At 70.5% G+C, this 12074-nt stretch carries 13 protein-coding genes; 3 read left to right on the top strand and 10 right to left on the bottom strand.

All coding sequences use genetic code 11. The features are described 5' to 3' along the window. Positions 1–94 precede the first annotated feature (94 nt). The 7 genes from ACIRDX_RS01255 to pepF form a co-directional block, all read right to left on the bottom strand. A complete protein-coding gene (locus ACIRDX_RS01255; protein WP_396623578.1) occupies positions 95–844 on the bottom strand; it encodes a LytR/AlgR family response regulator transcription factor in 750 nt (249 codons plus the stop codon). Continuing rightward, positions 841–1911, bottom strand: coding sequence for a sensor histidine kinase (locus ACIRDX_RS01250; RefSeq protein ID WP_396623577.1), 1071 nt, complete (start codon positions 1909–1911; stop codon positions 841–843). The genes ACIRDX_RS01255 and ACIRDX_RS01250 overlap by 4 nt, the downstream gene beginning before the upstream one ends. A 1-nt stretch (position 1912) precedes the next feature. After that, complete coding sequence (locus tag ACIRDX_RS01245) at positions 1913–2602, bottom strand: LiaF transmembrane domain-containing protein (protein ID WP_396623576.1); 690 nt, start codon at positions 2600–2602, stop codon at positions 1913–1915. Continuing rightward, complete coding sequence (locus ACIRDX_RS01240) at positions 2599–2952, bottom strand: LiaF transmembrane domain-containing protein (protein ID WP_396623575.1); 354 nt, start codon at positions 2950–2952, stop codon at positions 2599–2601. The genes ACIRDX_RS01245 and ACIRDX_RS01240 overlap by 4 nt, the downstream gene beginning before the upstream one ends. After that, the gene (locus tag ACIRDX_RS01235) at positions 2949–3266 is read right to left on the bottom strand and encodes a hypothetical protein (protein WP_396623574.1); all 318 of its coding nucleotides are present in this window, start codon (positions 3264–3266) and stop codon (positions 2949–2951) included. The genes ACIRDX_RS01240 and ACIRDX_RS01235 overlap by 4 nt, the downstream gene beginning before the upstream one ends. A 225-nt stretch (positions 3267–3491) precedes the next feature. Next, positions 3492–4523 carry an NAD-dependent epimerase/dehydratase family protein gene (locus ACIRDX_RS01230; RefSeq protein WP_396623573.1) on the bottom strand — a complete coding sequence of 344 codons (1032 nt, stop codon included), beginning with the start codon at positions 4521–4523 and terminating at the stop codon, positions 3492–3494. 12 nt (positions 4524–4535) lie between these two features. Next, positions 4536–6413, bottom strand: a complete 1878-nt coding sequence (gene pepF / locus ACIRDX_RS01225) for an oligoendopeptidase F (protein ID WP_396623572.1) — start codon at positions 6411–6413, stop codon at positions 4536–4538. A gap of 159 nt (positions 6414–6572) precedes the next feature. Here pepF and ACIRDX_RS01220 point away from each other — a divergent pair, with 159 nt between their 5' ends. Together ACIRDX_RS01220 and ACIRDX_RS01215 are read left to right on the top strand one after the other, a co-directional pair. Then, entirely contained in the window at positions 6573–7139 is a 567-nt protein-coding gene (locus ACIRDX_RS01220; RefSeq protein WP_396623581.1) for a hypothetical protein, read from the top strand. Continuing rightward, a complete protein-coding gene (locus ACIRDX_RS01215) occupies positions 7136–8371 on the top strand; it encodes an alpha/beta hydrolase (RefSeq protein WP_396623571.1) in 1236 nt (411 codons plus the stop codon). Before ACIRDX_RS01220 ends, ACIRDX_RS01215 begins: the two co-directional genes overlap by 4 nt. Before the next feature lie 61 nt (positions 8372–8432). On the opposite strand, the gene ACIRDX_RS01210 is transcribed toward ACIRDX_RS01215, so the two are convergent. Genes ACIRDX_RS01210 through ACIRDX_RS01200 form a run of 3 tightly spaced genes read right to left on the bottom strand, consistent with a single transcriptional unit; the run spans position 8433 to position 11418 of the window. Next, entirely contained in the window at positions 8433–10250 is a 1818-nt protein-coding gene (locus ACIRDX_RS01210) for a UbiD family decarboxylase (protein WP_396623570.1), read from the bottom strand. 2 nt (positions 10251–10252) lie between these two features. Beyond that, positions 10253–10891, bottom strand: coding sequence for an RNA polymerase sigma factor (locus ACIRDX_RS01205; protein ID WP_396623569.1), 639 nt, complete (start codon positions 10889–10891; stop codon positions 10253–10255). Beyond that, a complete protein-coding gene (locus ACIRDX_RS01200; protein WP_396623580.1) occupies positions 10888–11418 on the bottom strand; it encodes a GNAT family N-acetyltransferase in 531 nt (176 codons plus the stop codon). Before ACIRDX_RS01200 ends, ACIRDX_RS01205 begins: the two co-directional genes overlap by 4 nt. A 226-nt stretch (positions 11419–11644) precedes the next feature. Here ACIRDX_RS01200 and apaG point away from each other — a divergent pair, with 226 nt between their 5' ends. Then, positions 11645–12034 (top strand): Co2+/Mg2+ efflux protein ApaG, encoded by a 390-nt coding sequence (gene apaG, locus ACIRDX_RS01195; RefSeq protein WP_396623568.1) that lies wholly within the window; start codon positions 11645–11647, stop codon positions 12032–12034. Positions 12035–12074: the final 40 nt, after the last annotated feature.

Genomic DNA, 12074 nt, shown 5'->3' with positions numbered 1-12074 from the left:
CCGGGTACGGGGTACCGGGTACGGGGTACCGGGTACGGGGTTCAGTAGTCCGTGGCGGTCGACATTCATGTCGACCGTCTGGCGCCCCAAGAGGTCAGCGCTCTCCCAGCGCTTCCTGCAGGCGCTGGTGGCCGGACCGGCTGATTGGCAGGCGGGTGCCGTCGCGCAGCACGGCGACCCGGCGGTCCTTGGCCTCGAGCTCGACCCGGTCGAGGTAGGCCAGGTTCAGGATCCACGAACGGTGCACGCGGACGAACCTCGATGGATCGAGTTGCAGCTCGAGGCTGCTGATGGGCTGCTCCTTGAGCAGGTTGCGGCCCTGCGCATGGATGAGCACGTAGTCGTCCTGGGCCTGCGCGTACTCCAGGGCCTCGGCAGGCACCACGAAGACCTTCCCGCCATCGCGGACGAGGACGCGCTCGATGCGGACGCCTCGCAGCGCGGCGCGGAGGGCCTCAGCCGGCTGGGCCGCGCGGGCCGCCAGCCGCTCGCGGGCGCGGTCCAGCGCCGCGTGCAGCCGCGCCTCGCTGAACGGCTTCAGCAGGTAGTCGACCGCGTGCACCTCGAAGGCGCGGAGCGCGAACTCGTCGTGGGCCGTGGCGAAGATCACGGCGGGCCCGGGCCCCACAAGTTCGAGCACGTCGAACCCCGACAGCTTCGGCATCTGGACGTCGAGCAACAGGACGTCGGGCATGGCCTCGCTCACCGCCCGCACGGCCTCGTAGCCGTTGGCGCACTCGCCTGCCACTTCGATATCCGCACACCGGCCGAGGTACTCGACGGCCACCTGGCGCGCCAGGGCCTCGTCGTCGACCACCAGCACGCGCAAGGCGCGGCCGGTCACGAGGCGGCCCCCTGCGATGCTGGCGCCTGGGCCCACGGGAACGACATCGTCACGATGAACTCCTCCCCTTCCGCACGAGCGTCGAACGCCGCGACCACCCCGAAGTGCGTCGCCAGCCGCTCCCTCACGTTGCGCAGGCCGGTCCCCGTCCCTGCCCGGGGCGCCGACTCGCGGTCGAAGCGGTTGCGCACGATGATCGTGCAGGTGCCCCCGACGCGCGTCGCCGCGATCCGCACCTGCCCACCGTCGAGCAAGCCCGCAACCCCGTGCTTGATGGCGTTCTCGACCAACGGCTGCAGGATGAGGGGCGGCACCAGGGCGTCGCCGGCGGACGCGTCGATGTCGACGGCCACCTGCAGCCGATCGCCGAATCGCACCTGCTCGATCGCCAGGTACTGCCGCGTGAGATCCACCTCCTGCCGGAGGGGCACGCCCGCGAGCGCGCCGAGCCGGAGGCTCTGGCGCAGGAACTCGCCGAGGCCGACGGCCATGTCGCGCGCCGAGGCGGGCCGCGTGCCGGCCAGCGCGCCGATCGAATGCAGGCTGTTGAAGAGGAAGTGCGGGTTGACCTGGGCACGCAACGCCCGCAGCTCGGCCTCGCGTGCGAGCACGGCCGACTCGAGCGCCTGCCGGCGGGCGGCCTCGCCCGCTTCGAGCGTGAGCACCACGTAGTGCACCGCGGACGAGAGCAGGAACACGAGCACACCGAGGCCGAAGAGCATCAGCGTCGCGTCACGCGACCAGGCAGCCCGCAGGGGCTGCCACCAGGCGACCCACCACGGCGTGAACCCGGCCCAGACCGCGCTGGTCAGCGACGCGGCGGCCACGTGCGCGAACAGGACCCGGGCCACGGTTCCCGTGCCCTCGAGCGGAAAGGCACGACACACGTACCACGCCGCCAGGCACACCAGTCCGTAGAGCATCGCGGGCGGCACGGCCACCCACACCGCCATGGAGGCATCGACGCCGCCGCGCAGCGTCAGCAGTAGCGCGGCGACCGCGCCGAACGTCGCCCAGAGGCCGAGGTAGGCCAGCAACGCGCTCGTCCGAGCCAGGAGCGGATGCACGTCAGTTCTTGATCTCGACGCCGCCCATGAGCGCCACGCCGCGCACCACGAGCCGCTTCTCGGTGGCCACGGTCGGCGGCCGTGTCTTGTCGACGAAGCCCGCCAGGAGCGGCACGCCTCGCAGCTCGACGGTCCAGTCTTCCGGTACGTGGACGCCGATGCCGCCCCACATCACGAACACGTCCAGCGAGGCGGGCGCGCGCATGGACGCCTTGCGGAGATCGAGCTCGCACCCGCCCATCAGGGCCGTGATGTCGCCCCCGCGGAACGCTTGCGAGTTGTTCGTGCGCTCGAAGCCGGCCATGAGCGCGAAGGCCGAGATCCAGTCACTGGAGTCGGGCCCCGCTGGCTCCGCAGGACGACCGAACAGGCCGCGGACGATGAAGAACACGCCCACCACCATGAAGGTGATGGCGACGACATCCAGCGGCCCCGGCGACCAGTACCCCAGCACGCGCGCCAGTTGGGCCCCACCGAAGGCCGTCAGGACCAGGCCGAAGACCGCGTCGCCGCGCGAGGTGCGCGTGAGGAGCTTCACGATCCCCATCGACACGAGAATCGCCGGCCAGTACCGCCAGTACTGCCGGAGGTTCAGCAGGTTCAGGTTCTGCGCGAACAGCAACCCGCCGACCACGAGGAGCACCGATCCCGCCAGCGCCTGCCCGCCCGAGCCCGGACGTTCGCGACTCACGACCGCCTCCCGGCAGGACGCATTGCCGAATAGAGCACCCAGATGCCGGCCAGGATGAAGAACAGCGGGACGAGCACGGGTAACCGCAGGGAGATGTAGGCGTGCGTCCAGAGGAGGCCGAGGCCAGCGGCCGCCGTCCACCCGGCCGCCGCCGTCAGGCTGCGCTCGGGCGCCGGTGCCGTGAGATGGTGCGCAGCCGCGCAGAGCATCCCCAGCGGCCACCATCGCCAGCCCTGCTCGAACGTGAACCATCCCCGCGCAGCGGCGAGCAGGACGCCGCCACTCACGAGGAACATCATGCCCGTGGTCACGGTATGGAGGCGCGAGTCCTGGCAGCCCCGGTCCGTCATCGCGTCCCTCCCGAGGCCGCGGGCCTCAGCATTGCCAGCAACGATGTGGTGCCCTGGACCACCACGGTCGGCACGCCCCGCAGTCCCTGCCGCTCGAGCGTGGCCATGGTGGGCGCCGGCTGCGCCAGCAGCGCCACCAGCACCGCCAGAGCGCTCCAGAGGCAGGCGAGGCCGGCCAGCAAGGCCGCCATCACGCCGCCGTGCACCACTCCCCCGCGCCACCGTCGTCCGCCCACTTCCCGTCGTTCCAGCGCCATCGTCGTCACGTCGTTGCTCCCACCGTGACGATACGGTGCGCGGAAACAGGCCGCCATGAGGTTCCGGCGGGTGCCGGTCGGGGGTCGGCGAATGACGCCGCGGCGGCAGACGACCTTCGACGGGAGTGGATCTGCCGGACATTCCTGACCGTCAGACAAGTCCGACGGCTACGCACGACCCTGCCGGACATCACCACCGCCCGTCGACGTGAACGTCGACGGCCACGAACCACGATCGCGACGGGCACCGCGGCGCCGCTGACCGTCGGACAAGTCCGACGGCTACGCGGCGCCGTCGGCGTAGCGGGCCTTGATGGCGGGCAGCAGGTACTCGTCGAACGCGCGGGCGAAGTCGTACGCCGGCGAGAAGCCCCAGTCGGCGCGCGCGGCCGAGTCGTCCACGTCCTCGGGCCAGCTGTCGACGATGCCCTGCCGCTTCGCGTCGATCTCGAAGCCAATCTGCGCGTCGGGAAAGGCCGCGAGCACACGGGCGCGAATCTCGTCGGCCGAGGGGTTGAACGCGCCGATGTTGTAGGCCGTGCGCGTGAGCTCCCAACGCGGCGCCGCCGCCAGCTTGAGCAGTGCCTCGACCGCGTCGGGCATCGCCATGAACGGGATGCGCGTGTCGGGCCGCACGAAACAGTCGTACTCCTCGCCGCGAGCCGCGGCGTGCAGCATCTCGGGGGCGTAGTCGGACGTGCCGCCCGAAGGAAGCGTCGCCGCCGAGATCAGGCCCGGGAAGCGGATCGCGCGGAAATCGACGCGGCTGGCGGCCGGTGCCGCGGACAACTGCTTGTAGTGCCGCGCGTAGTACGTCCCGAGCAGCTCGCAGTACAGCTTGTTGCAGCCGTACATCGTGGTCGGCGTGGTGTGCTGATCCTCGTTGACCCGTCCGGCCGCCTTGCGGGTCTCCGCATCAGGCAGGCCGTAGGCGGCGATGCTCGACGGATACACGAACACGACGGGCCGCCCGTGCGACTCGCCTTCCTTCTGCGCGAACTCCAGCAGCGTGAGGGTGCCCTCCACGTTCACCTGGTGCGCCATGACGGGCGTGAACTCGCTGCGCGTCGACAGCAGCGCCGCCAGGTGGAACACGAGATCGATCTCGAACTCGGCGAGGATGCGCTCGAGGAGCGCCGTGTCGAGGATCGACCCGGTGAACTCGCGCGTCACCAGCTTGCCGATACCGGGCTCGAGCCTGGTGAGGTCGAGGGTGACGATGCGTTGGCGGCCGGAGGCGGCGAGGCGGGTGATGAGGCCGTGACCGATCTCACCGCCCGCGCCCGTGATGAGGACGACGGGTTTGCGCAACATTGTGGCGATCCTTCAGAGGAGCCCGCGAGCGCCCAGCGCTTCCTCGAGCTGGTCCACGAGCGTGTCGAGGAGGCTGGCGACGGCGCCGACGGTCGACGGCTCGGCCAGATCGATCCCGGCGCCCTGCAGCAGCGCCATCGGGTAGTCACTGCCGCCGGCCGCCAGGAGATCGAGGTACCGCGCGATGGTGGCCTCGCGCACCGACGGATCGGCATCACGCAGCCCCACCAGCAACCGCGCGCTGGTGGCGTAGCAGGTGGCGTACTGATAGACGTAGTAGGGCGAGCCGAAGAAGTGCGGGATGCGCGCCCAGGTCAGGCGCGACAGCGCGTCGTAGTCGATGGCGTCGCCATGGTAGGCGCGCAGCGTCTCGTCGTACAGCGCGCTCAATCGGTCGGCCGTCACCGGCTCCCCTGCCTCGACCAGGCGGTGCGCCTGCAGTTCCCAGTCGGCAAACATCACCTGCGTGAAGAACGTCCCGGTGATGCCGTCGATGGCGTGCTGCAGCAGCACGATCCGCTCGAGGGGATCGGTCGCGTGCGCCAGGCGATGGTCCAGCAGCAGCGCCTCGCTCAGCGTCGACGGCACCTCGGCCACGAAGATGGTGTAGTCGGAGTACACGAAGGGCTGCCGCTCGTGCGACAGCACCGTGTGCATCGAGTGCCCCATCTCGTGCGCCAGCGTGAAGGCGGCGTCGAGCGTGTCGTTGTAGTTCATGAGCACGTACGGGTGCACGCCGTAGACCGGCGCCGAGTAGGCGCCCGAGCGCTTGCCGTCGTTCTCGTAGATGTCCACCCAGCGGCGGGCGAAGCCATCGGCCAGCCGTTGCTGGTACGTGGGGCCGAGCGGCCGCACCGACTCGACGATCCACTCCACCACCTGCTGGTACGGGTAGTGTTCGGTGAAGTCGACCAGCGGGATCGACCCGTCGTAGAGGTGGTAGGTGTCGACTTTCAGCGCACGGCGCCGCAGCTTCTCGTAGCGCTGGAAGGCGCCCACGTTGGCCCGCGCCGCGGCGATGAGGTTCTCGACGACCGCCACGGGGATGTTGTCGCCGTGCAGGGCGGCCTCGAGCGTCGTAGCGTATCCGCGGGCGCGCGCCTGGTACCAGTCGCGTTGCAGCACGCCGTTGTACAGCGCCGCATACGTGTTGATCGAGGCTTCGAAGGCGCCGTGATGCGCCTCGAACGCCCGCGCGCGATCGGCCTGCACGCGGTTGGTGGCCAGCAGGGCCCGGTACCGCGGGTAGGTGACCTGCACCTGCTCGCCCGTGCTCAGCTCGATCGTCGGGAAGCGCATGTCGGCCGTCGACAGCGCCTCGTAGGCGTCGTCGGGCACGCGCGTGAGCTGGGCGGCGAGCGACAGCAGGTGCTCCCCGCGCTCGTCGAGCACGTGTTCCTGCTGCCGGAACAGGTTCTCGATCATGAACCGGTAGACGCCCAGTCCCTCGTCGGCATCCATCCACGCGCGCAACGTGGCCAAGGGGACCGCGAGCAGTTCGGGGTTGAACCAGGCGGTCGCCTGACGCCACTCCGCGAACAACAACTGCACCTGCTGGCGCCGCGCGCCGACCGTGTTGTCGCGCTGGTCCTCGTCGTGCGTCAGCGAGGCGAAGTACCAGACCTTGTAGGCGAGTTGCCCCATCGTGTCCGACTCGCGCAGGGCATCGAGCAACGCCGCGGCGCCCGAGGCGAGCGTGCCCTTGCGGGCGGCATACCCCTGGACGCGGCGCTCGAGGTCGTCGAAGGCGCCCTTCCAGGCCTCCCAGGACTCGAAGATGTCGCCGAGGTTCCAGCGTTCGGCGTCCGGGACCTCCGCGCGTGCCCGGGACCCGCCGGGAGCCGAGGCGAACGTGGGATCGAGCGACGGGGCAGGCACGAGGACTCTCACGGCTCCGATCCTACCGGAAGGGCGTCTGGACGGGCTACACTGCCCCCGGCACGCGGAGCGCGGCGTGGACGCGCCGCGCGCGTCCGGTCCTGATCGCCGTCGCGGCCTGCACGTGACGAATCACGGAAGGGCCGCGCGTCTCCTGCGGCCGAGACGAGGATCGACGTGGATCGCAACGACTACATCCTGTTCAGCGGTGGGGCCCCGGGGGCCGAGGCGGAGTTCGGCGCGCAAGCGGAGCGGTTCGGCATCGAGGAGGTGAACTTCGGCTTCGAAGGGCACATCACGGTGCGCTCGCGCGGCCTGCGCATCCTCAACCACGAGGAACTGAAGGCCGGCGACGTGAGCCTGGCGTACGTGTCCCAGCTGATGAACCGTCGCTACACCGACACGCCGACGTTCCGGAAGGTGCTCCAGAGCATCTGGTACCAGGTGAACAACGGCCAGGAGATCTACGTCGTCGGCACGATCCTGCCCGACAACCACGTGAAGGGCGGCACGGGCTGGGGCGCCGAGTTCGCCAAGCTGTGCAACAAGCCGCTCCACGTGTTCGATCAGGAGAAGGAAGGCTGGTTCACCTGGGACGATCGCCAGTGGGTGGCGCGCACGGGCACCGACCTGCCGACGATCGAGCACGTACACGTCACGGGCACGGGCACCCGCACGCTGACGCCTGCCGGCTCGGCGGCCATCACCGACCTGTTCCAGCGGTCCTTCGGGCAGTGACGCGCGCCCTGCGCACGCTGGTCGCGCTCGTCGGCCTGCTGCCGGCCGGCTCGCACGCGCTCGCACAGCCGGCTCCGGGCGACCTCACGCCGCAGGCGCTCGAGGCGGCGCTCGCCGCCGCCCCCACCGGTGCCGAGGCCGAGCGCCTTGCCGACCGCGTGCGCACGTCGTTCGGCGGGCGCGACGCCCTGCTGGCCGGCACGGCCGGGCCGAAGATCGAGGGCCGCCAGGTGGCGTGGGCCCTCGAACTGCCCCTGCCCCTGGCCGCCGACGCGCCGCTGCCCATCGTCGAGTCCGACGGCGTGCACTTCACGCGACGACTGACGCGCATCGGCACCACCGGCGTGCATGCCGTGGTGGCCGCGCTCGCGCACGGCGACGCCTTCAGCTGGCACTTCGCGCACGGCACGCGCCGCCTGGGCGGCGGCCAACTCGAGGCCTACGACGTCCATGCCGACAGCCTCGAGCAGTCGGGGGTGCCGCGCGGCGTGACGACGGCGCAGGCGCCCTGGTCGAGCCGCATCTTTGCCGGGACGACGCGGGACTGGTGGGTGTACGTGCCTGCCCAGCATCGCCAGGGCACGCCGTCTGCCGTGATTGTGTTCCAGGACGGCGCCGGCGTGCGCACGTGGGTGCCGACCGTGCTCGACAACCTGATCGCGAAGGGGGACATCCCCGTGACGGTGGCGATCTTCATCAACCCCGGCGCCTTCGCCGACGGCAAGTCGAACCGCAGCGTCGAGTACGACACGCTGTCGGACCGCTACGCGCGCTTCCTGCTCGAGGAAATCCTGCCGGAGGTCGAGAAGACGGTGACGCTCCGCCACGATGCGGCCGGACGCGCCATCGTCGGCGCGAGTTCAGGCGGCATCTGCGCGTTCACGGTGGCGTGGGAACGGCCCGACGCGTTCAGCAAGGTGATCTCCTGGATCGGCAGCTTCACCAACATCGCGAGCGGCGCGACGCTGCGCGAGGGCGGCCACAACTACCAGGCGCTGGTGCGCAAGACGCCGCGCAAGCCGATCCGCGTGTTCCTGCAGGACGGCGCCAACGACCTCGACAACCTCCACGGCAGCTGGCCGCTGGCCAACCAGACGCTCGCAAGTTCACTGGCATGGGCCGGGTACGACTACCGCTTCGAGTACGGCAAGGGCTTCCACAACAACCGCCACGGCCGCGCCATCTTCCCGGACACGCTCCGCTGGATCTGGCGCGACTGGAAGCAGCCCTAGGCCACCGGCCGCAGGCGACAGGCTGCCTGTCGCCCGTGGCCCGTACGCCGGCAGCGGGAACCTACCGGCTCGCTGGCGGATCCAGGTGACCGCGGTGGCTGTCGCCCATCTCGATGCGGCGGTGCGGGAAGTACTCCTTCCACCGGCGCCCGACGAGCGAGGCCGTGTCGGGATCGCACTCCACTTCCTTCGGGAACCACGGCTTCATGCGCGCGTCGATGAGGACGGGCGGTGCGTAGCTGACGTGGTGCCGCACCACGCGCTGCGACGCGGCGTGGATGTCGGCCGCCGGCTCGAAGCGCGTGAACGTGGTCCACAGGAAGTTCATGTCGCTGGCCGTGGCCCGCAGGGGTTCGTCGCTCAGCACGACGAGCGGCCAGTCCGCGAAGGCCGGATGCGCGACGAGGCGCGCGGCGGCCCCTGGCTCGTCGGCATACGACGGCCCATCGATCACCAGGCACCCGGGACAGTAGACGCGCGCAGTGGTCACCCCCTGCGGCAACTCCGCCGAGTGGAAGGCCTGCGGCAGGTCGCGGACGGGCGCCCCGAGCCCCATCAGTACGCCCTTGGAGCCCTTGTTGACCATCGGGCCGGTGTAGTCGAGCGTGTCCATCGCCGTGTGGCTGAAGACGTACAGGTCGGTCTCCGGCCGCGTGCGGGCCAGCACGTGGGTGAGCGTGGCCCGGAAGTCGCGCAGGTCCACGTCGCCGTCGGTCAGCAGCAGGAACTTCGTCAGGGCCAGCTGGCCCTCGCCGAGGATCCGGAACGCGCTGCCGAGCGCCTCGCGGCCGTACCGCTCCTTCACCACGGCGGCGGCCAGCGAGTGATACCCCGTCTCGCCGTAGCTCCAGAGCTGCCGCACGGCCGGCATCACGAGGGGGAACAGCGGCGACAGCAGGTCCTGCAGCAGGTCGCCGATGAAGAAATCCTCCTGCCGCGGCTTGCCGACCACCGTCGCCGGGTAGATGGCGTCGTGGCGATGCGCGAGGCGGCGCACGTTGAACACCGGATAGTCGTGCTGCAGCGAGTAGTACCCGTAGTGGTCGCCGAACGGACCCTCCGGCTGGCGCGCGTGCGGCGCCACCTCGCCGATCAGCGCGAACTCGGCATCGGCGACCAACGGATGCGGCGCGGCGCCCTCCACGAGCGGCAGGCGCCGGCCCGCGATGAGCGAGGCGAGCAGCAGTTCCGGGACGTTCTCGGGCAGCGGGGCGATGGCCGACAGGATCAGCGCCGGCGGACCGCCGAGGAACACCGTGACCGGCAACGCCTGCTCCCGCTGCTCGGCGACCTGGTAGTGGAAGCCGCCGCCCTTCCCGATCTGCCAGTGCATCCCGGTGTGTGACGGCCCGTGCACGTGCATCCGGTACATGCCGAGGTTGTGGCCGTGGCCGTCGGGATGCTCGGTGTAGACCAGCGGCAGCGTCACGAACGGGCCGCCGTCCTCGGGCCAGAGCTGCAGCGCCGGCAACTTGTCGAGCCGGACCTCGGAGGTCATCACCTCCGTCACGGGACCGCGCGTGGTGCGCCTGAGGCCGACATGCGACGCGGCCGCCGCGAGGCCGCGGGCCTGCCACAGCTTGGCCGGCGTGGGCGGCATGTCCTGGACCAGCCGCACCAGCCCCTTGATGAAGGCGAGCGGGGCGTCGCCGAAGGCCTGCGCGGCCCGCGACGGCGTGCCGAACAGGTTGGTGACCAGCGGGAACGCCGCGCCCTTGACGTTGGTGAACAGCAGCGCCGGGCCACCGGCGGCGATGACGCGGCGATGGATTTCGGCGACTTCGAGACGGGCATCGACCGGGGCGTCGACGACCACGAGGTCGCCGTCGCCCTTGAGCCGACGCAGGAAGCTGCGGAGGTCGGGATGAGGAGAAGACACGCTTACCGGTGATCCGCAGGCGCCGACGACTTGCCCATCTCCTGCGCCAGCTTCACCAGCGCCCGGGCCACGGCCATCCGCGCCGCATCAGGGGAGCTCTTGCCGAGCGCCTGCGCCACCTCGGCGTAGGACAACCCGAGCTCTACCCTTGCGACGATCGCCTGGCGCTCTTCGTCCCGCAATCGCAGCAGCGCGCCCTCGTACCGCTCCACCGCCTGCGTGCCGATGGCCGACTCGAGCGGCGAGGCCGTGTTGTCGGTGTGCTGGTCGGCCTCGAGTTCCTCGGGGGCCGGGCGGCGTTGCGCCCGCCGCACCTCGTCGCGGATGCGATTGATGACCGCCTGCCGCAGGTAGGCGTGCAGCGCGCCGTCGTGCCGCATTTCGAAGCCCTTGAGGCGCCGAAAGGCGTGCACGAGCGTCTCCTGGACGAGATCTTCGGTCTCGAGGAGGTCGCGGGCGTACTGCGGCAACCTGCCGCGCGCCCATCGCCGCAGGGGCGGGAGGTACCGGCTGAACAGCAGGTTCACCGCCTCGGCGTCGCCCTGCTGGGCGCGATTCAACAACTCGACCGTGGCATCGAGCGACGGGTCGTTGTCGAACGCCTCGTCGTCGGTGGGGGGAATGCCGGGCGCGTCAGTCATGGTGCGTGGGAGGGGGGAGCAGCGCTGGCTGCGAGGGCCCGAATGCCCTCTCGATCTAGACGGTAGGTCCGCCATTCGTCAAGCGGAATTGCCCCCAGCCGGCGATAGAAGCCGATGGCAGGCGCGTTCCACGTGAGCACGGCCCATTCGAGCCGGCCGCAGTCGCGCGCCTCGGCCAGGGCCGCCACGCGGGCCAGCAGCGCCCGTCCGACCCCGGCGGCGCGGGCCTCCGGCACCACGAACAGATCCTCGAGGTGGAGGCCAGGCCGGGCCAGGAACGTCGAGTACGTCTGGAAGAACAGGGCGAACCCGACGTCGCGGCCATCGAGGGCCGCGATGAGGACCTCGGCCGCCGGCCGGGGGCCGAAGAGCGTGGCCTGGAGTGCCTCCGGAGTGGCCAGGACCTCGTGCCGCAGGCGCTCGTAGTCGGCCAGCTGCTCGATGAAGCCGAGAATCACGGGGACGTCGCCGACCGTGGCCTCGCGGATCACGAGCGACCGCGCAGGCGGGGGATCGGGCGGAGACACGTCGGCCGGGTCGACGGGGACGCCGGGGTCGTAGCCGGCGCACTTCCACCGCGGCAGCGCCGGATACCGGGGAAACCGCGCATCAGTGCGCGAGCGGAGGCACAGGAAGAAGGTGCCGCCGCGGGCCGAGCGCACGACCTGAGCCTGCCGACACGTGCCGCACTCCCCTACCGGCACCATACTACAATCGCTCCATGATGGCGGAGACCGCGTACCGGAGTTCCCGATGAGCTCCTCGACGGCCACGACACGGGGCATTCGCGTCAGCGTTGACGCACGTTTTTCCCCTGAGCACTCCAACCCGGAACGACACCACTGGTTCTTCCTTTATACGATTCGCATCGAGAACACGGGAGATCTCACGGTCCAGTTGCAGAGCCGCCACTGGATCATCACCGACGGCGACGGCCGTGTCGAGGAAGTTCGCGGACCGGGTGTCGTGGGTGAGCAACCAGTGCTGATGCCCGGCGAGGCCTTCGAGTACACCTCGGGCTGTCCGCTGACGACCCCACTGGGCTCGATGGTGGGCACCTATCAGATGATCGCCCCGACGGGCGAGACCTTCGACGTCGAGATTGCGAAGTTCGACCTGCGCGGGCCGTACACCGTGCACTGACCGCGGTCGCGGTCGGTGCACGGCATGCCGCGATGCCGAC

This window comes from Luteitalea sp., assembly GCF_044337415.1.
Taxonomy (GTDB): domain Bacteria; phylum Acidobacteriota; class Vicinamibacteria; order Vicinamibacterales; family Vicinamibacteraceae; genus Luteitalea.
The sequence above is the reverse complement of the archived record's forward strand: the minus strand, read 5'-3'. Positions and strand labels throughout refer to the sequence as shown.